Source organism: Burkholderia sp. Bp9143, from assembly GCF_003853645.1.
In the GTDB taxonomy this organism is placed as follows: domain Bacteria; phylum Pseudomonadota; class Gammaproteobacteria; order Burkholderiales; family Burkholderiaceae; genus Burkholderia.
The window spans coordinates 58,039-80,666 of the sequence record NZ_QTPO01000018.1 but is presented as its reverse complement, the minus strand read 5'-3'; the positions used below and the strand labels follow the sequence as shown (position 1 = coordinate 80,666).

The 22,628-nt window shown below is 68.2% G+C and carries 22 protein-coding genes and 2 riboswitches; of the genes, 13 read left to right on the top strand and 9 right to left on the bottom strand.

The window, feature by feature from the left end:
• Positions 1-21: 21 nt before the first annotated feature.
• Together DIE23_RS15880 and DIE23_RS15875 are read right to left on the bottom strand one after the other, a co-directional pair.
• Positions 22-678, bottom strand: coding sequence for an urea amidolyase associated protein UAAP2 (locus tag DIE23_RS15880; RefSeq protein WP_124613004.1), 657 nt, complete (start codon positions 676-678; stop codon positions 22-24).
• An 11-nt stretch (positions 679-689) separates the two neighbouring features.
• Positions 690-1,457 (bottom strand): urea amidolyase associated protein UAAP1, encoded by a 768-nt coding sequence (locus DIE23_RS15875; RefSeq protein WP_124613003.1) that lies wholly within the window; start codon positions 1,455-1,457, stop codon positions 690-692.
• Between the two features lie 57 nt (positions 1,458-1,514).
• A riboswitch (guanidine-I (ykkC/yxkD leader) is annotated at positions 1,515-1,648 on the bottom strand.
• A gap of 432 nt (positions 1,649-2,080) precedes the next feature.
• Positions 2,081-2,202, top strand: a riboswitch (guanidine-I (ykkC/yxkD leader).
• 138 nt (positions 2,203-2,340) lie between these two features.
• On the opposite strand from DIE23_RS15875, the gene DIE23_RS15865 reads away from it, so the two are divergent.
• Together DIE23_RS15865 and DIE23_RS40180 are read left to right on the top strand one after the other, a co-directional pair.
• Positions 2,341-3,363 carry an ABC transporter substrate-binding protein gene (locus tag DIE23_RS15865; RefSeq protein ID WP_124613001.1) on the top strand — a complete coding sequence of 341 codons (1,023 nt, stop codon included), beginning with the start codon at positions 2,341-2,343 and terminating at the stop codon, positions 3,361-3,363.
• 15 nt (positions 3,364-3,378) lie between these two features.
• Positions 3,379-3,591: a hypothetical protein gene (locus tag DIE23_RS40180; RefSeq protein ID WP_409364235.1), complete on the top strand. Its 213-nt coding sequence runs from the start codon at positions 3,379-3,381 to the stop codon at positions 3,589-3,591.
• On the opposite strand, the gene hutC is transcribed toward DIE23_RS40180, so the two are convergent.
• The 6 genes from hutC to DIE23_RS15835 form a co-directional block, all read right to left on the bottom strand.
• Positions 3,542-4,297: a histidine utilization repressor gene (gene hutC / locus DIE23_RS15860; protein ID WP_124613000.1), complete on the bottom strand. Its 756-nt coding sequence runs from the start codon at positions 4,295-4,297 to the stop codon at positions 3,542-3,544. The two genes, DIE23_RS40180 and hutC, sit on opposite strands and share 50 nt — an antisense overlap.
• Before the next feature lie 50 nt (positions 4,298-4,347).
• Positions 4,348-5,841, bottom strand: a complete 1,494-nt coding sequence (gene hutH / locus DIE23_RS15855; RefSeq protein ID WP_124612999.1) for a histidine ammonia-lyase — start codon at positions 5,839-5,841, stop codon at positions 4,348-4,350.
• A 7-nt stretch (positions 5,842-5,848) separates the two neighbouring features.
• Entirely contained in the window at positions 5,849-6,640 is a 792-nt protein-coding gene (locus tag DIE23_RS15850; protein WP_124612998.1) for an ABC transporter ATP-binding protein, read from the bottom strand.
• 28 nt (positions 6,641-6,668) lie between these two features.
• Positions 6,669-7,415 (bottom strand): ABC transporter permease, encoded by a 747-nt coding sequence (locus DIE23_RS15845; protein ID WP_124612997.1) that lies wholly within the window; start codon positions 7,413-7,415, stop codon positions 6,669-6,671.
• Positions 7,416-7,427: 12 nt separating this feature from the next.
• Positions 7,428-8,150 carry an ABC transporter permease gene (locus DIE23_RS15840; RefSeq protein WP_124612996.1) on the bottom strand — a complete coding sequence of 241 codons (723 nt, stop codon included), beginning with the start codon at positions 8,148-8,150 and terminating at the stop codon, positions 7,428-7,430.
• Positions 8,151-8,242: 92 nt separating this feature from the next.
• Positions 8,243-9,103, bottom strand: a complete 861-nt coding sequence (locus tag DIE23_RS15835) for a transporter substrate-binding domain-containing protein (protein WP_124613037.1) — start codon at positions 9,101-9,103, stop codon at positions 8,243-8,245.
• A 471-nt stretch (positions 9,104-9,574) separates the two neighbouring features.
• Between DIE23_RS15835 and DIE23_RS15830 the strand changes: the two genes are divergently transcribed.
• From DIE23_RS15830 to DIE23_RS15780, 11 genes are all read left to right on the top strand, one after another.
• Positions 9,575-11,269, top strand: coding sequence for a 5-guanidino-2-oxopentanoate decarboxylase (locus DIE23_RS15830; protein ID WP_124612995.1), 1,695 nt, complete (start codon positions 9,575-9,577; stop codon positions 11,267-11,269).
• Positions 11,266-12,738: an aldehyde dehydrogenase family protein gene (locus tag DIE23_RS15825; RefSeq protein WP_124612994.1), complete on the top strand. Its 1,473-nt coding sequence runs from the start codon at positions 11,266-11,268 to the stop codon at positions 12,736-12,738. The genes DIE23_RS15830 and DIE23_RS15825 overlap by 4 nt, the downstream gene beginning before the upstream one ends.
• A 149-nt stretch (positions 12,739-12,887) precedes the next feature.
• Positions 12,888-13,985 (top strand): PotD/PotF family extracellular solute-binding protein, encoded by a 1,098-nt coding sequence (locus DIE23_RS15820; RefSeq protein WP_124612993.1) that lies wholly within the window; start codon positions 12,888-12,890, stop codon positions 13,983-13,985.
• A 4-nt stretch (positions 13,986-13,989) separates the two neighbouring features.
• The gene (locus DIE23_RS15815; RefSeq protein WP_124612992.1) at positions 13,990-14,910 is read left to right on the top strand and encodes an ABC transporter permease; all 921 of its coding nucleotides are present in this window, start codon (positions 13,990-13,992) and stop codon (positions 14,908-14,910) included.
• Positions 14,907-15,749 (top strand): ABC transporter permease, encoded by an 843-nt coding sequence (locus DIE23_RS15810; protein ID WP_124612991.1) that lies wholly within the window; start codon positions 14,907-14,909, stop codon positions 15,747-15,749. The genes DIE23_RS15815 and DIE23_RS15810 overlap by 4 nt, the downstream gene beginning before the upstream one ends.
• Before the next feature lie 47 nt (positions 15,750-15,796).
• Positions 15,797-16,870 (top strand): ABC transporter ATP-binding protein, encoded by a 1,074-nt coding sequence (locus tag DIE23_RS15805; protein WP_124612990.1) that lies wholly within the window; start codon positions 15,797-15,799, stop codon positions 16,868-16,870.
• A gap of 41 nt (positions 16,871-16,911) precedes the next feature.
• Positions 16,912-17,736 carry a transporter substrate-binding domain-containing protein gene (locus DIE23_RS15800; protein WP_124612989.1) on the top strand — a complete coding sequence of 275 codons (825 nt, stop codon included), beginning with the start codon at positions 16,912-16,914 and terminating at the stop codon, positions 17,734-17,736.
• A 43-nt stretch (positions 17,737-17,779) separates the two neighbouring features.
• Complete coding sequence (locus DIE23_RS15795; protein WP_124612988.1) at positions 17,780-18,544, top strand: amino acid ABC transporter permease; 765 nt, start codon at positions 17,780-17,782, stop codon at positions 18,542-18,544.
• A complete protein-coding gene (locus DIE23_RS15790) occupies positions 18,541-19,197 on the top strand; it encodes an amino acid ABC transporter permease (RefSeq protein ID WP_124612987.1) in 657 nt (218 codons plus the stop codon). Before DIE23_RS15795 ends, DIE23_RS15790 begins: the two co-directional genes overlap by 4 nt.
• A gap of 40 nt (positions 19,198-19,237) precedes the next feature.
• Complete coding sequence (locus tag DIE23_RS15785) at positions 19,238-19,963, top strand: amino acid ABC transporter ATP-binding protein (RefSeq protein WP_124612986.1); 726 nt, start codon at positions 19,238-19,240, stop codon at positions 19,961-19,963.
• An 81-nt stretch (positions 19,964-20,044) separates the two neighbouring features.
• Entirely contained in the window at positions 20,045-20,941 is an 897-nt protein-coding gene (locus DIE23_RS15780) for a LysR substrate-binding domain-containing protein (RefSeq protein WP_124612985.1), read from the top strand.
• Positions 20,942-21,037: 96 nt separating this feature from the next.
• On the opposite strand, the gene DIE23_RS15775 is transcribed toward DIE23_RS15780, so the two are convergent.
• A complete protein-coding gene (locus DIE23_RS15775; RefSeq protein WP_124612984.1) occupies positions 21,038-22,579 on the bottom strand; it encodes a UxaA family hydrolase in 1,542 nt (513 codons plus the stop codon).
• Between the last annotated feature and the right edge of the window lie 49 nt (positions 22,580-22,628).

Genomic DNA, 22,628 nt, shown 5'->3' with positions numbered 1-22,628 from the left:
AATAGTGAGCGTGGGGGTAGTTCATTCAGCCTCCCAAACCGTGAGGCGCACGGGCGTCGGGTTGTAGCCGTTGCACGGATTGTTGAGTTGCGGGCAGTTCGAGATCAGCACCGTGACGTCCATCTCCGCACGCATCTCGACGTACTTGCCGGGCGCGGAAATGCCGTCCTCGAAAGTCAGCCCGCCGAGTGGCGTGACGGGCACGTTCATGAAGAAGTTGACGTTGCCGACGAGGTCGCGCTTGCCAAGCCGCGCGCCCGCGCCGCACGTGCAGTGCGCGATCGCGTTGAGGAAGCTGTCGCGGCAGTTGTGCATGTAGCGCTTGTCGAGCGCATAGCGCACGGTGTTGCTCTCGGCAGCGCAAGCGCCGCCGAGCGTGTCGTGACGGCCGCAGGTGTCCGCGACGATCGTCACCATCGGGTTGCCCCGGCTCGACAGCAGCACGCTGCCCGCGCTCAGGTACAGGTTGCGCTGCGCGCGAATCGTGTCCTGCGCGCTGTAACGCTCCTCGGTGTCGTCGGACCGGTAGAACAACGTATCGACGGCCTGGTTGCCCTCCAGGTCGAGGATGCGGAAGACTTGCCCGCGCTTCAGGTCGTGCAGCCACGGTTCGCCCGCGTTCAGCGTGGTGTCGTGGATCGCGTCGCGCGGGTCGAGACGGCTTTCGATGATCGGCATGGCTCGGCTCCTTACGCAAACAGGCGGTCGGTGTTGGCAAAGCCGCGCGTGTTCTCCGCGCACGCGCGGCGGCACGGGTCGTCCTCGGGCGCGGCGCCATCCGCCGGATACGCACGGTACGCGATCAGCTTCACGGGCTTCGGTGCATAGTCCGCACGCGGATCGAGCGGATGCGGCGCGGTCGAGAACGCCGCGAGCGTGTTCATCTCGAAGCGCAGGTCGAGCGCGCTGCCGGCCGGCGAATGTCCGGCGACGAAATCGAGCGCGCCGTCGTCGCGCGTGTCGAGCTTGCTGAAGAAATTGACGTTCGCGGTGAGATCGCGCGCCGACAGCCCGTATTTCGCGAGCTCGAGCACGAGGCTGTCGCGGCCGTTGCGGATCATCGCGTTGCGATCGGCCTGGTACGACGTCGTGCCGTACTTGTGCGCGAACCACCGCGCATCGCCGACGCCGCCGAGCGGGTCGTGCCAGCCGAGCGTGTCGGCCGTGATCGACGCGATCACGCGCCCCATGTCGGTGTACAGCACATGGCCGCGCGTGAGATGCGCGGTGTGTTGCGCCTTCAGCGTATCGGCCATGTTGTAGCGTTCGAGCGGGTCTTCCTGGCGATGAAAGACGGCGGACAGGTTCGCGCCGCCGTCGACATCGACGATGCGCAGCGCGAGGCCGCGGCGCAGGATGCCAGACCAGTGGGTTCCTGCGGGAATCAGCGTTTCCCACACGACGTGTGGCGGCGGAACAAGGACGGGGACGGGGACGGCTTGGGGGCTCGGCGACATGGCGGCTCCGTGGTCGGTTGGACAAAAGGCGTGAGAGGGCGACCGAACGACATCGCGACCTCCCGGGCTTTTATCCCTCCGTGGAGCCTCGCCGTTTCCTCGAATCGAGGCGAAGGCAAGACCGGATTGCTCTCGGACCAGTCATCGCGCGGCGCGAACGCCGCACGACCGGAACCCTAGCGATCCTGAAGATGATGCAAATTGCTTCGCACCTCTCGAGCGTCGATGAAGCGAGTTGCGTGCCAGCTGCCGTGCAAGGACCGCGCGACGCGGCACGGCGGCGCGATGACGCGCGGCATGCATGAATCGGCGGCAGACGCGTGCCCTCGCAGCGGGCGTGCGACGCACCATGCGCACGCGATCGCGCACCGGCGCAGTGCGCATCGCGCGCACGTGCACCGCGCGATCCGCGATGGCATGGGCATTGCTGAATGGATGCAACGTCACTCGATATGCCACCCTTCATGAACAAGCTCGACCTGCTCCGGCGCGCATTGAGCGCGCTGTTCTCCGCCCGCTTCATCGAACTTCAGCGCGCCGCACGCCGCCGTTGAATCGCATTGCCGCACGCCATTGGCACGCTTCTCGCTCGGCATGACGCCGAGAGGTGCGGCGGCTTCGCATCTTAGGGGTGCTAGGGTTCCGGTTCATCGAACGTCTGGTCCGAGAGCAGCCCGGCGCGGGTGCGTCCGATCGCGAGACCGGATGCACGCGCGCTACACGGCGGGACAAAAGCCCGGGAGATTGGCGATGGCAACGGCCGTCGCGCCTCTCCGTGGCCGCTTCATTCGTTCCGCATCCGCAGGAACCGGCCACGCGGCCGGACCGCGCACAGGCACGGTCCGAATCGACGATCCCGATCCCGGTCTCCTGGAGAACAACGATGACCCGTCCCGCCCTGGCGTTCCGCCGCCTGCCGTCCCTCCGTTCCGTCCGTCACGCATTGGGGGCCGCCGTCACGGCGGCCGCGCTGTTGGCGGCGCCCGCCGTGCACGCGGCAGCGCCACTGAAGATCGGCTATAGCGACTGGCCGGGCTGGGTCGCGTTCCAGGTCGCGCTCGACAAGGGCTGGTTCAAGGAAGCCGGCGTCGACGTCGATTTCGAATGGTTCGATTATTCGGCATCGCTCGACGCGTTTTCCGCAGGCAAGCTCGATGCGGTCGCGGCGACCAACGGCGATGCGCTCGTCACCGGCGCGGCCGGCGCGAAGAACGTGATGATCCTGCTGACCGACTATTCGGCCGGCAACGACATGATCGTCGCGAAGCCGCCGCTGCGCACCGTCGAGGCGCTGAAGGGCAAGAAGGTCGGCGTCGAGCTCGGCCTGGTCGATCACCTGCTGCTCGAAACCGCGCTGCAGAAGCACGGGCTCAAGGACGGCGACGTCACGCTCGTGAATGCGAAAACCAACGAACTGCCGCAGGTGCTCGGTTCGTCGTCCGACATCGCCGCGGTGGCCGCATGGCAGCCGAACGCGGGCGAGGCGTTGAAGCGCGCACCGGGCGCACGGGCGATCTTCACGTCGGCGGATGCGCCGGGGCTGATCTACGATGCGATCACGGTCGCGCCGGCGAGCCTCGCCGCGCGCCGGGCCGACTGGGCGAAGGTGGTCAAGGTCTGGTATCGCTGCGTCGCTTACATCAACGACCCGAAGACGCAGGCCGACGCGGTCAGGATCATGTCCGCGCGCGTCGGGCTCGCGCCGGAGCAGTACCTGCCGCTGCTGAAGGGCACGCACCTGCTCGACGCGGCTGCCGCGAAGCGTGCGTTCCGCAAGGGCGACGGGCTCGATTCGATCTATGGCTCGACACGCAACGCGAATGCGTTCAACGTGCGTAACGCCGTGTACAAGCAGTCGCAGGACGTCGACGCGTATATCGATCCGCGCGTCAGCGAACTGCACTGACCGTAGCGGGCTCGCTTGCAGGCCGAGCCGGGTATGCCGGTGGCTGATCCGGCTCGGCAACCGCGGGTATCCGGGCAGCCGTCTTGCCGATGGAAGCAACAGTACGCGGGCCTGGCCTCGAATCAGGTCCGCGGACTGAAGCACCTGCCCGGCGAGAACCAGCGGCTCAAGACAGCCCCTACATCTTCCCCGCCAGATGAAACCGCGACGCCGGATGCCACAACCTGACGGACGTGGCGACGTGCTCGCCGACCCACGTGCGGCGCCTCAACACCAGACACGGTTCGCCGATTTCCATCACGAGATGCCGACGCACCTGCGCATTGGGTTTCTCCGCATAGATCCGGAACTCCGCGCGCTGGATCGGCGCCAGTCGCACCATGTAGTGGTTCGGCGTCTCGATCGTGAAATCCTGCTCCAGATAGTCGGGAAACAAGGCCGGATTGACGTAGCGATCCTCGAACTGGATCGGCTCGTCTTCCTCGTAATGCACGATGCGTGAATGAAACACGGGCCCGGCGCGAAGCCCGAGCGCCTCGATCGCTTCCGGATCGACGCTGCGCTCGATCAGCAACACACGCGCGCTGTGCCGATGACCCCGTTCGGCGATCTCGTCCGCGATGTTGCGGATTTCCAGCACCGTCGATTCGTAATGCCGGCGCTCGACGAACGTGCCGGCCCCCTGGATGCGCGTCAGCACGCGCTCGGCCGTCAGTTCACGCAGCGCGCGCGACACCGTCATCCGCGCCACGCCGAATTCCTTGACCAGCTCGGCCTCGGTCGGGATGGCGCCACCGGGCTTCCAGTCGCCCTTCGCGATCCGCTCGACGACGTAGCGCTTGATCTGTTGATAGGCCGGCAGCGCGCGCGCCGGCACCGCATCGCCCAATGCCCTCGCCGGTCGTGCGGAAGGGTGTCGTTCCGTTTCGTTCATGCGCCCTCGACCGAATGATTGATGGATGATCCGTCAGTCGCCACCCGACGCTACTGCAGAGGCGGCGGTTCGCCCGCGACGATGCCCGCCGCGATCGCGATGTCGTCCGCAAGCGGCCGGTCGTCGTGATAGGCCGGTACGCGTTCGCGCACGGTCCGCCACAGCGCGTCGGTCGACGGCGCGGGCCCCGCGCCGTTCGCCTGCAGATCGTAGGCCTGCGCGGCGGCCAGCAGCTCGATCGCGAGCACGCGCGTCGCATTCTCGATGATGTCGAGCGCCTTCAGCGCGGCCGGCGTCGCATGACACAGGTGGTCTTCCTGCAGCCCGGACGTAATGCCGCCGTCGAGGCTCGCCGGCGCCGCGAGCCGCTGGTTCTGCGCGACCAGCGCGACCGCCGTGTACTGCGCGATCATGAACCCCGAACACGTGCCGCCCGGCGCCGCGAGAAACGCCGGCAGCCCGCTCACGAGCGGATTGACGAGACGGTCCAGCCGCCGCTCGGCGATGGCCGCCACCTGCGCCATCGCGGCCGCGAGGCTGTCCATCGCCAGCGCGATGCCCGCGCCGACCGCATGCGCCTGCGAATGAACGGCCGGCGCGTCGCGCGTACCGGCGACGATCGGATTGTCGGTGACGGACGCGAGCTCGCGATCGACGACTTCCGCCGTCACCGCGAATACGTCGCGCGCCGCGCCATGCACGTGCGGAATCGTGCGCAGGCTGAGCGGATCCTGCGTATGCCGGCCGCTCGCCGCCGCAAGCATCGGGCTGTCGGCCAGCATCGTCCGCAAGCGTGCGCCAACGTGCCCGATGCCGGCCGAGATCCGCAGCGCGAGCGAGGCCGGATCGAATGCCGCGAGCTGTCCGCCGAGATTCTCGAAGCTCGTCGCCGCGATCCAGTCGGCCCAGTCGAGCAGCCGTTCCGCTCGCGCGAGTGCGAGCGCGGCGAGCCCCGTCACGCACGGCGTGCCGTTGACCAGGCTCAGGCCCTCCTTCGCACCGAGCACGAGCGGCTTGCGGCCGACGCGGCGCAGCGCCTCGTCGCCGCGAATGCGCTCGCCGCGATGGCGCGCATGACCGTGCCCGATGCAGACGAGCGCGACGTGCGCCATGTGGGTCAGATAGCCGACCGAGCCGTGCGCGGGCACCTCCGGCAGGCAATCGTGCTCGAGCAGCGCGACGAGCTGTTCGACGACGTCGGCATGCACGCCCGAATGCCCGTGCGCGAAGTTGTTGATCGCGGCCGCGATGATCGCGCGCGTTTCGGCCGCGCCGAGCGGCATGCCGACGCCGACCGCGTGGCTCATCAGGATGTTGCGCGACAGCGTGCTCTGCTGTGCCGGCGACACGATCACGTCGCACAGCGCGCCGACGCCGGTATTGACGCCGTACGCGCGAATCCCGCGCGCGACGATCTCGTCGACGAGTTCGCGTGCGGCAACGACACGCGCGCGCGCGTCGTCGGTCAGTGCAAGCGGCTCGCCGGCCGCCACCGCCGCGACCTGTCGCCAGTCAAGCGGCTGCGCCGCACGGAATACGGTCATGGCAGCCTCAGTTCGTGGTGCGGTCGTGGTGGCTCGACACGAATTGCCGGAAGCGCTCGGAGCACTGGCCGCCGAACAGCGCGTCGGGCGGCCCGTCCGAATCGACCTCGCCCTGATGCAGGAACATCACGCGATTCGACACATGCCGCGCGAAGCCCATCTCATGCGTGACGACCAGCATGGTGCGCCCTTCCTCCGCGAGCGAACGCATCACGCGCAGCACTTCGCCGACCAGCTCCGGGTCGAGCGCGGACGTCGGCTCGTCGAACAGCATCACCTTCGGATGCATCGCGAGCGCGCGGGCGATCGCAACGCGCTGCTGCTGGCCGCCCGACAGGTGGGCCGGATAGTAGCCGCGCTTGTCGGCGAGGCCGACGCGCGCCAGCAGCGCCTCGGCCTCCTCGACCGCTTCCGCGCGGCTGCGCTTCTGCACGCGCAGCGGTCCCTCGACGAGGTTGTCGAGCACCGTCATGTGGGACCACAGGTTGAAGTTCTGAAAGACCATGCCGAGCTGGGAGCGGATCCGGTCGACCTGGCGCCGGTCGCTCGGATGCAGCTTGCCGTCGCGCGCGCGCTTCATCTTCAGTTCCTCGCCGGCGAGGGCGACGGAGCCGTCGTCGGGCGTTTCGAGCAGGTTCAGGCAGCGCAGGAACGTGCTCTTGCCCGATCCGCTCGCGCCGAGGATCGAGATGACGTCACCCTCGTGCGCGTCGAGCGAGATGCCCTTCAGCACATGATGATCGCCGAACGACTTGTGGATGTTCTTGACCGACAGCGCAACGGGAGCAGCGGTGTTCATCGGATTCTCCTGGAATGGATGGGGGCGCTCAGGATGCGACGCGCCGGGGATGGCGCGTCGCCGCGGCGGGCGCACCGGACGGCTTCGGCGCACGCAGGTGCCCGGAGAGCCGCCATTCGAGCGCGCCGAGCAGGCGCACGACGATGAAGTTCAGGCCCAGATAGATGATGGCCGCGCAGACGAACACCTCGGTCGTCCGATAGGTTTGCTGGATGATCTGCTGCGCGACGCCCGTCACTTCCCACACCGTGACGAGGCTGGCCAGCGCGGTCGACTTGACGAGCAGCACGGCTTCGGTCGAATACGCGGGCAGGCACTGGCGCAACGCGATCGGGCCGATCACGCGCCGCAGCAGCGCGAAGCCCGACAGGCCGATCGAATAGCCGGCCTCGATCTGCCCGACCGGCACGGCCATCAGCCCGCCGCGCAGGATTTCGGCCGTGTAGCCCGCCGTGCACAGCGCGAGCGACAGTACCGCGCACACGTACGGCTCGCGCAGCAGCGGCCACATGAAGCTTTCACGGATCACGCCGAACTGCCCGAGCCCGTAATACACGAGGAACATCTGGATCAGCAGCGGCGAGCCGCGAAACACGAGGATGTAGGCACGCGCGAAGCGGTTCGGCAGCCAGCGCGGCGACACGCGCATCGTGACGATCACGAGCGACAGCAGGCCGCCGAGCACGAGCGACGCGAAGAACAGGCCGAGCGTGGTCGGCACGGCCGCGAGCAGCTGGCGCAGCGTGTCGAGGAGAAAGTCGAAATCGAATGACATGCGTGCTCTCCGTCAGTTGCGCGCGAAATTGCGGCGGAACGAGCGACCGACGATCGCTTCGGCCCGGTTGAACACGCGGTTCGACAGGCCCGTCATGACCAGATAGAGCGCGCCGCCCGCGACGAAGAACACGAAGTACTGGTGCGTCGAGTTCGCCGCGATCTGGCTCGTCCGCAGCAGCTCGGCGAGACCCGTGACCGAGATCAGTGCCGAGTCCTTGAGGCTCAGTTGCCACACGTTGCCGATACCGGGCAGCGCGAAGCGCAGCACCTGCGGAATCAGGATGCGGCGCAGCACCATGCTGCCCGGCATGCCGATCGAGCGCGCGGCTTCGAGCTCGCCCTTCGACACCGCGAGCACCGCGGCGCGATACACCTCGGCCTGGTAGGCGCCCGAGATCATCCCGACCGCGAGCGCACCGATCACGAACGGCGGCACGCCGATGAAGCCTTCCGCGCCGAACCACTGGCCGACGGCCGTGACGAGCGTCGAGCCGCCGAAGTAGAACAGATAGATGACGAGCAGTTCGGGCACCCCGCGAAACACCGTCGTGTACAGGTCGCCGAGCAGGCGGGCGCTCCGGTAGCGCGACAGCTTCGCCGCCGCGATCGCCGCGCCGATCACGGCGCCGACCGCGAGCGCGGCGAGCGTCAGCGCGACCGTCATCAGCGCGGCGAGCAACAGCACGCCGCCCCAGCCTTCGGTTCCGAAGCCGAGCATTTCAAGAATCGCCATGCGTGCCTCCCGGCAAGCGTTGAGTGAATCTGCAGGATGCCTGCCGCCGCGCGTCGTTCGATTCGCTTACGCGGCGGCCACCGGTTGCGCGCTTACGGCGTGACGTCGGTCTTGAACCACTTGTCGGCCAGCTTCTTCACCGTGCCGTCCGCGAGCGCCGCGCCGATCGCCGTATCGAACTTCGTCTTCAGATCGGCATCCTGCTTGCGGAACGCGAGGCCTTCGCCCGGCCCCCAGATCGGCCCGCCCAGCTTCGGCCCCGCGAGCACGATCGACGCGTTGTCCTTCTTCGCGTTGTTCGCCGCGTAGTACGTGACGTCGTCGAACGATGCATCGATGCGCCCGGCGACGAGGTCGAGATCGCGCTCGGGCGAGGTCTTGTACACGCGGATCGATGCGATGTCCTTGAAGCTGTCGTTGATGAACTTCGTATAGACGGTGCCCGACTGGATACCGATCGTCTTGCCCTTCAGCTGCTTGCGCAGCGTGTCGACGGTGGGCTTGTCCGCGTTCGCGTCACCCGTCAGCTTGACGATCGGCGCGCCCGGCGCGGCCTTCGGCAGGATCTTGGTATCGGTGACGGCGAACGTCGCGGGCGTCGCCGCATACGGACGCGAGAACAGCAGGATCTTCTCGCGCTCCGGCGTGATGGAAATCGCATCCATCAGGATGTCGAACTTGCCGGCCTGCAGGCCGGGGATCATCCCGTCCCAGTCCTGCGCGACCATGTTGCACTGCACCTTGATCCGCTCGCACACGTTGGCGAGCAGTTCCGGTTCGAAACCGCCCAGCTTGCCGCCCGGCAGCGTGAGGTTCCACGGTGCGTAGCCGCCTTCGAGCGCGACCGTCACCGTCTTCCATTCCTTCGCCTGCACCGGCGCGGCAAGCGTTGCCGCTGCAGCCGCGATGACGCCGATGGTCTTGAGTGCCCACTTGATGCGCTTGCCGTTCACGAGTTTTCTCCTTGCGTTGAAGTTCGTCATCCCCTCGGTGCAGCAAGCCGCCTCAGGAATTTGTCTATACAAGCATGCAAGAAGAAAAACGGCGAGACAAGCAGCGATCAAAAAAAACCGGGGAAACGCGGGAAATCCCTTAATTTCGGGCCTCCGGCATGCCTCGTCGCGGTGAATTCAGGCACGCACTTGGTGCAAACGGGACGCTCCAATCGCAAGGATGACTAGACAAATTCCGAATTCGATCGCGAGGGTGCCGCGACGCGGCGTGCGAGGACGGGAATGCCGAACCGGCTTGCATGACGACCGGGGCGTCGCCGCACCGCGAATCGACTCCGCCATGCAAGGCGCTCATGCGCCGCATGAGAACTAATCGATTGTTGGCAGCGCGGATCGACGCCGACAATCCGCTTCATGCCCCCTCGTTTTCGGTACGGGCCTCTCATCCTTCCAATCGGCACATCACGATCCATGAGCCATCCAGCCAACGTCTCCTGCATCGCCGACGCCCGCACGGCCGCGGCGGCACCGTTCCATGCGCGCCCCCGCACCTGCGGCGAAGCGCTCGTCGACCTCCTCGAACGCCAGGGTGTCGAATGCGTGTTCGGCATTCCCGGCGTGCATACCGTCGAGCTTTATCGCGGCCTCGCCGCATCGTCGATCCGCCATGTCACGCCGCGCCACGAACAAGGGGCCGGCTTCATGGCCGACGGCTATGCCCGCGTCACGGGCCGGCCGGGGGTCTGCTTCATCATCACCGGGCCGGGGATGACCAATATCGCGACCGCGATGGCGCAGGCCTACGCGGATTCGATTCCGATGCTGGTGATCTCGAGCGTCAACGCACGACGCGAGCTCGGCAGCGGCGACGGCCGCCTGCACGAGCTGCCGTCGCAGCGCGACGTGTTCGCCGGACTCACCGCGTTCTCGCACACGCTGCTCGACGCGGCCGACCTGCCGCAGGTCCTCGCGCGCGCATTCGCGGTGTTCGAAAGCGCGCGACCGCGGCCCGTGCATATCGAGATTCCGCTCGACGTGATCGTGATGCCGGCGCCCCCGCTGCCCGCCGCGCCGCTCGCGCTGCCCGCGCGCCCCGCGCCGGATGCGAACGCGCTCGCGGCGGCCGCCGACCTGCTCTCCCGCGCGCGCCGGCCGCTGATACTAGCCGGCGGCGGCGCGATCCACGCGGCGGCGGAACTGCGCGAACTCGCCGAACGCCTGCATGCGCCCGTCGCGCTGACGATCAACGCGAAGGGCCTGCTGCCGGCCGGCCACCCGTTGCTGATCGGCTCCACGCAGTCGCTGCCGGCCACCCGCGAGGCGATCGGCGATGCGGACGTGGTGCTCGCCGTCGGCACCGAACTCGGCGAAACCGATTACGACGTCACGTTCGACGGCGGCTTCGCGATCGACGGCCGGCTGATCCGCATCGACATCGACGCGCAACAGTTGATGCGCAATGCCCGCGCGGAGATCGCCATCGCCGGTGATTCGCGGCTGGCGCTCGGCGCGCTGTCGACCCGCCTGCACGAAAGACCGGCGCCGCCCCCCGAGCCCGGCTGGGGCGCACAGCGGGTCGCCGCCGTGCGTGCCGCGATCGCGTCCGGCCACGACGGCGCCGCGCGGGCCCAGGCGCTGCTGATCGACACCATCGTCGCGGCGCTGCCCGGCGCGATCATCGCCGGCGATTCGACCAGCCCCGTCTACGTCGGCAATTTCACCCACGATGCGCCGGCACCTCGCAGCTGGTTCAACTCGTCGACCGGCTACGGCACGCTCGGCTACGGGCTGCCCGCCGCGATCGGCGCCAAGCTCGCCGCGCCCGCGCGGCCGGTCGTGTGCCTGATCGGCGACGGCGGCCTGCAGTTCACGCTGCCGGAGCTCGCGAGCGCGGTCGAGGCACGCGTGCCGGTGATCGTGATCGTCTGGAACAACCGCGGTTACGGCGAGATCCGCAAATACATGGTCGCGCGCGACATCACGCCGGTCGGCGTCGATCCGTATACGCCCGATTTCCAGGCGCTCGCACGCGGCTTCGGCTGCGCGGCGCACGCGGCCGCGACACCCGGCGCGCTGGCCGACGCGCTGCGCGATGCCACGGCACGCACGATTCCGACCGTGATCGAAATCGACGAGGCAACCTGGTTCGGTCAGGTGCAGCGATGAGCACGACGCCGAATCTCGCGTTCGATCCGCCGCTGCACACGCGCCACTTCATCGACGGTACGTGGCGCACGAGCTTCGGCGGCGCGACGCTGCCGGTCGTCGATCCATCGACGGAAGCGGTCCTCGCCGACGTCAGCGCGGGCGGCGAGGCGGACGTCGAGCGTGCCGTGCAAGCCGCGTCGCGCGCGTTTCCCGGCTGGAAGCGCACGACGGGTGCCACGCGCGCCGCCCTGCTCCGCGCGATCGCGCGCGGCGTCGACGCACGCCGCGTGCGGCTCGCGACACTGCAGTCGATCAACAATGGCAAGCCGTTCGCCGAAGCCGAGATCGACGTCGCGGACGTGATCGCCACCTTCGACTACTACGCGGGCCTCGCGGAGCGCCTCGACACGGAGGGCGACACCGAGATCGCGCTGCCCGGCGGCGACCATCGCGCCTGGATCCGGCGTGAGCCGGCCGGCGTCGCCGCGTTGATCGTGCCGTGGAATTTCCCGATGGTGACGACCGCGTGGAAGCTCGCGCCCGCGCTCGCCGCCGGCTGCACCGTCGTGCTGAAGCCGTCCGAAATCACGCCGCTGCCCGAACTCGAACTCGCCGCGATCATCGCGGAAGCGGGCCTGCCGCCCGGCGTGCTGAACGTCGTGACGGGCACCGGCCACGACGTCGGTGCTCGGCTGTGCGCGCATCCGCTCGTCGCGAAGGTGTCGTTTACCGGCAGCACCGCTGTCGGCGCGCAGGTCATGAAGACCGCCGCCGACACGATCAAGGGCATCGGTCTCGAACTCGGCGGCAAGTCGTCGATCGTCGTGTTCGACGACGCCGACCTCGATCACGCGGTCGAACTGATCGCGGGCGGCGGCCTGTTCAATGCCGGGCAGATGTGTTCGGCCACCTCGCGCGTGCTCGTCGCCGCGCCGCTCGCCGACGACCTGATCGCGCGTCTCGCGCGACGGATCGACGCGACCGTCGTCGGCCCCCCGTTCGCGCCCGGCGTACAGATGGGCCCGCTGACGAACCGCGCGCAATACGAACGCGTGAAGCGCCACATCGCGCAAGGCCGGGCCGACGGCGCGCGGCTCGTGACGGGCGGCGACGCGCTCGCCGGCCCCGGCTACTTCATCCGGCCCGCGCTGTTCGCCAACGTGCCGGCCGACTGCGCGCTATGGCGCGACGAGATTTTCGGGCCGGTGCTGTGCGTCCGCGCGTTCGACACCGAGGACGACGCGATCGCGGCCGCGAACGATACCGAATACGGGCTCGTCGCCACCGTCGTCACGCGCGACGCGGCGCGCGGCAGGCGGGTCGCCAATGCGCTCGAGGCCGGCGTCGTCTGGATCAACACGCCGCAACTGATCTATCCGCAAACCTCATGGGGCGGCTACAAGCGCAGCAGCATCGGACGCGAGCTCGGCCCGTTCGGGCTGGCCGCATTCCAGGAGGTCAAGCAGGTCATGATGCCGGCCGGCTGAGGCCGCCGGCCCATGCATTTATGTCATGCCGCGCATGCGGATATTTCGTTTGTTGCGGAAATTTGACCTCCCTACAGTTCATCCACACCCCGCGCCGCAGTTCGGCGACCGGCATCGAACCACACGGCATCGTTCATCAGGAGACGGCCATGCAACACTTCAAGGCGGGAAGAAGGCAGGTGATCAAAACCCTCGGCACGGCACTCGCCGCATCCGCCCTTCCGATGCCGTTCATCAGTACTGCGAAGGCACAGTCGAACCGCTTCGCGGGCAAGACGCTGCGCCTGCTCACGTGGTCTGACGATACCGGCGCGGCCGCGCTGCGCAACATCGCGGAAACCTTCAGCAAGCAGACGGGCGCACGCGTGATCGCCGATCGCGCGGACGGCACGTCCGGGATGGTCGCGAAGGTCAAGGCCGCGGGCGAGCGGCCGACCTACGACGTCATCACGCTCGCCGGCGTCGGCGCGGCCGGTCTCGCCGATGCGGGCCTGCTCGCGAAGCCGGACCTGAACCGGCTGCCGAACCTGAAGGACGTCGCGCCGCAATACCGCACGGGCGCGAACGGCTTCGGCATCGGCTACCTGCTGTGGTCGGACGGGCTGATCTACAACACGGCGACCGTAAAAAGCGCCCCGTCGAGCTACGAGGCGCTGTGGGACCCGAAGTATTCGGGCCGCCTGTTCCTGCCGCCGCCCGAGTGGGCCGAGGCGGTCGACCTCGCGATCATCGCCGCGAAGCTGGCCGGCGGTTCGCAACAGAACATCGATCCGGGATTCATGAAGCTCGCGCAGCTGAAGGACCGCGTGATGACCCTCGGCGAAAACCCGAACCAGGTCGCCGACCTGTTCCGCACCGGCTCGCTCGACATCGGCGGCATCTATTCGCCCGCGTTCTTCCCGGACCAGATCCGCAAGCCCGACTACAAGATGGGCGTGACGTACGGGATGAAGGAAGGCTTCGCGACGCAGCTGATGTTCACCGTGATCCCGAAGGCGCACCCGGGCGACCTCGACCTGATCCACGCGTTCATCAACCATTCGCTCGACGCGGGCGTGCAGGGCCGGATGGCGGCCGACGTGCTGAATGGCCCCGTGAACGGCAAGGCCGTGATTCCCGCGGCAAGCCGCGCGTTCGTGCCGTCGCCGCAGCAGATCGCGGAGAAGGCCGTGCTGCACGACGACAAGGCGCTCGCGGCCGTCCAGCCCGCGTGGATCAAGCGCTATACGGGCCTCTTCTCGGCGTAACGACATGGCCTCCCTGTCCTCCTCCCGCGATGCGGGGCCGGCCGCCGCGGCACCGGCCGGTGCCGACGCCGGGCCCGCGCTGCGCGGCGTGCCGCCGTGGCTGCTGCTCGCGCCGATCCTCGCGTTCCTCGCGGTACTCGCCGCCGCGACGCTCACGGTGTTGCGCATGAGCGTCGGCGTGTCCGGCGACGAATGGCGGACCTTCACGCTGCAGAACTACGCCGACCTCGCGGACCCGTACTTCACGAAGTCGCTGTGGCTCACGCTGCGCCTCGCGTTCCAGAGCATGGTGTGCGCGGTGCTGCTCGCGATCCCGGTCGCGCTCGCGATGGCGCGCACCGAATCGCGGCTCGCGCGCCGGCTGCTGCTCGCCGGCGTGCTGCTGCCGCTGCTCGTGAACCTGCTGCTGCAAGGCTATGGCTGGCTCGTGATGCTCGGCCCGGCCGGGCTGCTCAACCGCGCGCTGCTGGCCACCGGCGTGATCGAACGGCCGCTGCAGCTGCTGTACCGCGAGCACGGCGTGCTGCTCGGGCTGATCCAGACCGCGTTCCCGCTCGCCGTGCTGCCGCTGTCGAGCGCGCTGCGTGCGGTATCCCGCGCGTACGACGAAGCCGCCGCGACGCTCGGCGCGAGCCGCTGGCAGACGCTGCGGCACGTGACCTTGCCGCTCGCGATGCCCGGCCTCGTCTCCGGCGCGCTGCTCGTGTTCGCGTACAACGCCAGCGCGTTCGCGGTGCCGCTGCTGCTCGGCGGCCGACGCGTGCCGATGCTCGCGGTGCTCGTGCACGACGAGGTCGCACCGTTGCTCAACTGGCCCGCCGCCTCGGCATCGGGCGTCGTGCTGATGGGCGCGACGCTCGTCGTGATGGCGGTCTCCCAGCGCCTCGTGCGCACCCTGCAACGTGCCGACGAGGTGAACCGATGAATGCCCTGCTCTTGCGCGCGCCCATGCCCGGCCGCCTCGGACGCGTGACGGGCGCGCTCGCGACGCTCGTGCTGTTCCTCGCCGCGCTGCCCATCCTGACGATGATCACGATGTCGTTCGGCGCATCGGGCACGCTCGAATTCCCGCCGCGCGATTTCAGCCTGCACTGGTATCGCGCCGCATGGCAGACGTTCGTGTCGTCCGATGCGGGCAGCGCGCAGTCGATGGGCGCCGCGTTGACGACGAGCCTCGTCGTCGCGGTCGCGACGATGCTGATCGCGACCGCCGTGTCGGTGCCCGCGGCCTACGCGCTGTCGCGCTGCCGCTTCCGCGGCAAGACGCTCGTCGAGCAGCTCGTCGCGCTGCCGATCGTCTATCCGCTCGTGATGCTCGGCCTCGCGCTGCTGATCGTGTTCAACGCGCTGCCGGTCGAGCTCGGCATCGTGCGGCTCGTCGTCGCGCACGTGATCCTCACGCTGCCCTTCACGGTGAAGAACTGCGCGGCCTCGGTCGCGTCGATCGGCCCCGACTTCGAGGAAGCCGCATGCGTGATGGGCGCGAGCCCGCGCCGCGCGCTCGTCGACGTCGTGCTGCCGCTGATGCGGCCCGGCATCCTCGCCGGGATGCTGTTCGCGTTCATCGTGTCGTTCAACGAATTCACGGTGACGTTCTTCCTGTACAGCATCGACACGATGACCCTGCCGGTCTGGCTCTACAGCCGCACCGTGTCGTCGCTCGACCCGACCGTGTTCTGCTTCGCCGTGTTCACGGTCGCGATCGACTTCGCGCTGATCTGGATGCTCGAAAAACTCGTCGGCGACAAGGGCGTCGCGCTCTGACGCGCGCACCGCGTTCGCCCTCGCCCTCGCCCGTGCAAGGAACCCTCATGACCCAGCTCATCCTCCAGAACGTGACGAAGCGCTTCCATCAAGCGTATGCGGTCGATCACGTCGACCTGTCGGTGCCGGACGGCAAGCTCGTCTGCTTTCTCGGCCCGTCCGGCTGCGGCAAGACCACGCTGATGCGGATCATCGCCGGCCTCGAAACGCCGACCTCCGGCACCCTGACGTTCGCCGGCCGCGACCTCACGCACGTGCCCGCCAATCGGCGCGACTTCGGCATGGTGTTCCAGTCGCTCGCGCTGTTTCCGCACATGACCGTCGCGCAGAACATCGCGTACCCGCTGCGGCTGCGCAAGACGGCCAAGGCCGCGCAGGCACGGCGCGTCGCCGAGCTGCTGGAGCTGATCCAGCTTCCGCACATGGCCGACCGGCTCGTCACGCAACTGTCCGGCGGGCAACGCCAGCGCGTCGCGATCGCGCGCGCGATCGCGTCGTCGCCGCGCCTGCTGCTGCTCGACGAGCCGCTGTCGGCGCTCGACGCGAAGCTGCGCGAGGCGATGCAGGTCGAGATCCGGCTGCTCCAGCAACGGCTCGGCATCACGACGATCATGGTCACGCACGACCAGCGCGAGGCGATGACGATGGCCGACGAGATCGTCGTGATGGAGAAAGGCCGGATCCAGCAGGTCGGCCGGCCGCTCGACATCTACCGCGATCCGGTCAACGAGTTCGTCGCCGACTTCATCGGCCTCGGCAACATCCTGCCGGTCGCGTGCGACGGCGACGACGCGATCGTCCTGCCGGGCGGACAGCGTCTCGCGATCCGGCGCGCGCCGGACACGCCGCGCGCGGCCGACGCCGTGCGCCTGCTGATCCGTCCCGAGGACGTCTGCGTGCGCCCGGGCCACGCGGCGGCGGCCGCACCGAATACGCTGGCCGGCACGATCTCGTTCGTGCGCGACGTCGGCGCGTCGATCGAAGCGACGATCGACTGCCGCGGCTTCACGCTGACGGCCGCGACGACGCCGCGCGAGACCCCCGACCTCCACGTCGGCATGCCGGTACTCGCGGAATTGCCCGCCCATGCCTGCAAGCTCATCGCCGCCCGCGGCGCCTGATCTCCCCTCCCTTTCACCAGCGCAGCAACGAGGATCTCACCATGAACGCAACGACCCAAGCCACCCGTCACGTGCAGCGCCTGCTCGCCCGTACCGTCCTCCTCTGCGCCTGTGCCGGCGCGGCGAGCCTTGCCGCCTTCGCGCCGCTCGCGCATGCCGACGCGCTCGACACGATCGCGAAATCCGGCGTCGTGCGCATCGGCGTGTTCGAGGACTACCCGCCGTTCGGCTCGATCGGCCCCGACATGAAGCCGCAAGGCTATGACATCGACATGGCGAACCTGATCGGCCGGGCGCTCAACGCGAAAGTCGAACTCGTGCAGGTCACCGGCGACAACCGGATGGCGTATCTCGCCGACCGCAAGACCGACCTGCTGCTGTCGGTCGGACAGACGCCGGAACGCGCGAAGGTGATCGACTTCTCGAACGCGTATGCGCCGTACTACCTCGCGGTGTTCGGCCCGAAATCGCTGGCCGTGAAGGGCAACGCCGATCTCGCCGGCAAATCGGTCGCGGTCGCGCGCGGCACGCTCGAGGACCTGAGCGTCAGCAAGGTCGCGCCGCCCAGCGCGACGATCAAGCGCTTCGACGACCCGAACGGCGCGATCGCTGCGTTCCTGTCGGGACAGGCGCAATTGCTGGTGGTCGGCAACGACGTCGGCGCGACGATCATCGCGCGTCATCCGTCGATCGATCCGGAGCAGAAGTTCTCGCTGTTCAGCTCGCCCGATCACGTCGGCCTGAACAAGAACGAGCCGCGCCTGATGCAGAAGGTCAACGACGCGATCGCCGGCGCGAAGAAGAACGGCACGCTGAACACGTTGTCGCAGAAGTGGCTGCACGCGGCACTGCCGGCCGATCTGTGATGCGCACCGCCTCCGCCCCGCATTCACGACGAAAGGCATCGCGATGACCTACGTGTTCGACTTCAGCGACTTCGGCCTCTACGCCGGCATGCTCGCGCGCGGCATCGGCGTGACGCTCGGTCTCACCGCGGCCGCCACCGTGCTGGGCGGCCTGATCGGCACCGGCGGCGCGTGGATCGCGCTCGGCGGCCCGCGCTGGGCGCGCGCGCTCGTCGCGGCCTACGTCGAGCTGATCCGCAATACGCCGTTCCTGGTCCAGCTGTTCTTCATCTTCTTCGGGCTGCCCGGGATCGGCGTACACATCGACGAAGTGCAGGCGGCCGTGCTCGCCATGACGGTCAACCTGGGCGCGTACGCGGTCGAGATCCTGCGCGCCGGGATCGAATCGGTGCCGCACGGGCAAGTGCAGGCGGCGCGGGCGCTCGGGCTGCACGGCCGGCAGGTGTTCGGTCACGTCGTGCTGCCGCAGGCGCTCGCGAACGTGTACCCCGCGCTGCTCGGGCAGGTACTGATCGTGATGCTCGGCTCGGCGGTCGTGTCGCAGATCTCGGTGCCCGACCTGACCTACGCGGCGAACTTCATCCAGTCGCGCAATTTCCGTGCGTTCGAGATCTACATCGTCGTGACCGCGATCTATCTGCTGCTGTCGATCGCCCTGCGCATGCTGCTCAATCGCATCGGCCGGCGGCTGTTCTCGGGCCGCGCGGGTCGCGGCGCGGCAGCGGCGCCGCCGCGCACTCGGGTTGCCCGCTTCGCGTGGCGCGCCCGCTCCCCTGAAACCCGCCTTCCCACGGAGCGTGCACGATGATCGAATTCACTTTCCAGGATATTGCGTGGAACCTGCTGCTCGCCGCACGCTGGACCGTGCTGCTGTCGCTGATCACGTTCGTCGGCGGCAGCGTCGCCGGGTTCGCGCTGCTGGCGATGCGCATCTCGGCGTCGGCGGCGCTGCGCCGCTTCGTGATGCTCTACGTCGAGCTGTTTCAGGGCACGCCGTTGCTGATGCAACTGTTCCTCGGCTTCTTCGGATTGCCGCTCGTCGGCATCGACGTGACGCCCTGGGTCGCCGCGTCGGTCGTGCTGACGCTGAACGCAAGCGCCTATCTGGCCGACATCTGGCGCGGCTGCGTCGATGCGGTACCGCGCGGCCAGTGGCACGCGGCGGCAAGCCTCGGCATGACGTGGATTCAGCAGCTGCGCTACGTGGTGTGGCCGCAGGCGTGGAAGATCGCGCTGCCGCCGACCGTCGGCTTCCTCGTGCAGGCGGTGAAGAGCACCGCGCTCACGTCGATCATCGGGCTGACCGAACTGACCAAGACCGGCAACATCATTACCAACGCGGTATTCAAGCCGTTTCCGATCTACGCGATGGTCGCGCTGCTCTACTTCGCGATGTGCTTCCCGCTGACGTGGTATGCCCGCGCGCTCGAGCGCCGCTATCGCGTCGCGAAGGCGCGCTGAACCGGCGCCGCGCGCGCCTCATTACGATCCAGGACCTTCCATGATTTCCATCAGCAACGTTTCGAAATGGTACGGCCAGTTTCAGGTCCTCGCCGAATGCACGACCGAGGTCAGGAAAGGCGAGGTGGTCGTCGTGTGCGGCCCGTCGGGCTCGGGCAAGTCGACGCTGATCAAGACCGTGAACGGCCTCGAGCCGTTCCAGCAGGGCGAGATCCTCGTGAACGGCCAGTCGGTCGGCGACAGGAAGACGAACCTGTCGAAACTGCGCTCGAAGGTCGGGATGGTGTTCCAGCATTTCGAGCTGTTCCCGCACCTGTCGATCGCCGAGAACCTGACGCTCGCGCAGGTCAAGGTGCTCGGCCGCGGCAAGGACGAAGCGACCGAGAAGGGCATGAAGCTGCTCGATCGCGTGGGCCTGAAGGCGCATGCGCACAAGTTCCCGGGCCAGCTGTCGGGCGGTCAGCAGCAGCGGGTCGCGATCGCGCGCGCGCTGTCGATGGACCCGATCGCGATGCTGTTCGACGAGCCGACGTCGGCGCTCGATCCCGAGATGATCAACGAAGTGCTCGACGTGATGGTCGAACTCGCGCAGGAAGGAATGACGATGATGGTCGTCACGCACGAAATGGGCTTCGCGAAGAAGGTTGCCCATCGCGTGATCTTCATGGACAAGGGCGCGATCGTCGAGGACGACCGCAAGGACGATTTCTTCTCGAATCCGAAGTCGGATCGCGCGAAGGACTTCCTCGCGAAGATCCTGCACTGAGCGCGTATGCATCACGCGCTTCGTGCGCGTGGCATGCGCCAACCGCCCCGCCGGCCGCCATTTCCAGAACCCGCTGTCCCGATGAAACGACTGCCTTCCCTCAACGCGCTGCAGATCTTCGACATCGTCGCCCGTCACGGCAGCTTCACGCGCGCCGCCGAGCACCTGTGCCTGACGCAGGGCGCCGTGAGCCGGCAAATCCTCGCGCTCGAGGGCTTCTATCAGTTCGCGTTGTTCAAGCGCACGCCCAAGGGCTTGACGCTGACGGCCGAAGGCGAACTGCTGTTGCCGACGGTGCGCGAAAGCTTCGCGCGCATCGAGGAGGTATCGATGCGCCTGTCGCGCCGGCGTACCGAACTCGCGCTGAAGGTGCCGACCTGCATGATGCAGTGGATGCTGCCGCGCATCATGCGGTTCCAGGCCGAGCATCCCGAACTCCAGGTGCAGATCACGACGACCTGGGATCATCACGTCGATTTCCGCACGGAACCGTTCGACGCCGCGGTGATCTATGCTGCCGGCGCCGGCCCCGACATGCACGCGATCCCGTTGTTCGAGGAACGGCTCACGCCGGTCTGTGCGCCAAACCTGCCGGACCGGCAGCCGCTCGCGAGCCCCGACGACCTGGCCGGTCATACGCTGCTGCATCCGACCCGCGATCACCGGGACTGGAAACGATGGCTCGACCATGCGGGCGTGCCGCACGTCGACTCGACGCGCGGCTTGAGCTTCGAAACGCTGGATCTCGCGACGCACGCGGCGATCGACGGCTACGGCGTCGCGATCGGCGACCGGACGCTCGCGGACGAAAGCGTGGCGGCGCACCGGCTGGTGATGCCGTTCGACATCTCGTTGCCGACGGGGATGGGCTATTACTTCGTGTATCCGGGCGGTGCCGAACAGCAGCAGAAGATCCAGCTGTTCGGCGACTGGATCGGGGACGAACGCAAGGACGCCACGGGCGGCGCGCCGGCCTGAGCGGATGCCGCGAACCACGCATGCGGGACGACCGCGCGAACGGTACGATTGCCGCGGCGCGGGCGCCTGAAGCACGAGGTCGCGCGCAACGCGCGGCTACGTGATCACGCCGACCTGCCACGGCACGAACTCGTTCTGCCCATAGCCGTGCAGTTCGCTTTTCGAGCGCCGGCCCGACGCACAGTCGAGCATCGCGCGGAAGATCTCGGCGCCGAGCGCGTCGACGCTCGACTTGCCGTCGATCACGCCGCCGCAATCGATGTCGATGTCGTCCGCCTGGCGCGTCCAGAGCGCCGTATTCGTCGCGAGCTTCAGCGACGGCGACGGTGCGCAGCCGTATGCCGACCCCCGGCCCGTCGTGAAGCAGATCAGGTTCGCGCCCGACGCGACCTGCCCTGTCGCCGACATCGGGTCGTAGCCGGGCGAATCCATGAAGACGAGGCCGCGCGCATCGATCCGCTGCGCATATTCGTATACGTCGACGAGATTCGTGGTGCCGGCCTTCGCGATCGCGCCGAGCGATTTCTCGAGGATCGTCGTGAGCCCGCCCGCCTTGTTGCCGGCCGACGGATTGTTGTCCAGCGCGGCGCCGTGACGTGCGCAATACGCTTCCCACCACGCGATTCGCGCGAGCAGCTTTTCGCCGACGTCGCGGCTGACGGCACGCCGGGTGAGCAGGTGCTCGGCGCCGTAGATTTCCGGCGTCTCGGACAGGATCGCCGTCCCGCCCTGCCGGACCAGCCGGTCGACCGCCGCGCCCAGCGCGGGATTCGCCGAGATGCCCGAGTAGCCGTCCGAGCCACCGCACTGCAGGCCCACCACCAGATGCGCCGCCGGCATCGGGACTCGCGCCGCGCGGTTCGCGTCCGCGAGCATCTCCGTGACCATCGCGATGCCGCGCTCGATCGTCTTGCGCGTGCCGCCGCTCTCCTGGATCGTGAAGTGGCGCAGGCGCGCGGCGTCCGCCTGCCCGCCTTCGCGCAGCACATCGCCGATCTGGTTCGTCTCGCAGCCGAGCCCGATGAACAGCACCGAGTGGAAATTCGGATGCGCGGCGTAGCCCGCCAGCGTGCGCCGGAGGATCGCGATGCCGTCTCCCTGCGAATCGATGCCGCAGCCGAGCCCGTGCGTGAGCGCGATCACACCGTCGACGGCCGGATAGTCGGCCAGCGCCTGCGGGCGCACGTCGCGCCGGAAATGATCGGCGATCGCGCGAGCCACCGTCGCGGAGCAATTGACGCTCGTCAGTATGCCGATGTAATTGCGGGTCGCGATTCGGCCATCGTCACGGCGAATGCCCATGAAGGTCGCCGGCGTTTCGTCGTACTGCGTCGGGCTCGCACCGGCGCCGAACGCGTGCTCGCGCGCGAACTCGGCCATGCCGAGGTTGTGCACGTGCACATGCTGGCCGCGCGCGATCGCCTCGCGCGCGACGCCGATGATCTGGTTGTAGCGCCTGACCGGCTCGCCTTTCGCGATGTCGCGTGTCGCGATCTTGTGGCCGGGCGGCACCAGGCCGGCAACGACGAGCGCCTCGGATGCGATCCCGGTGCCGGAAACCAGCTGGCGCGTCGCGATCACGACGTCATCGTTCGGATGCAGCCGGATCGCGGCCGGCTCGGTAACGTGGAAGGACATGAAGGTGATCCTGGATCCCTGACGGGTGGTTCGGCGCCGGCGCGTGACA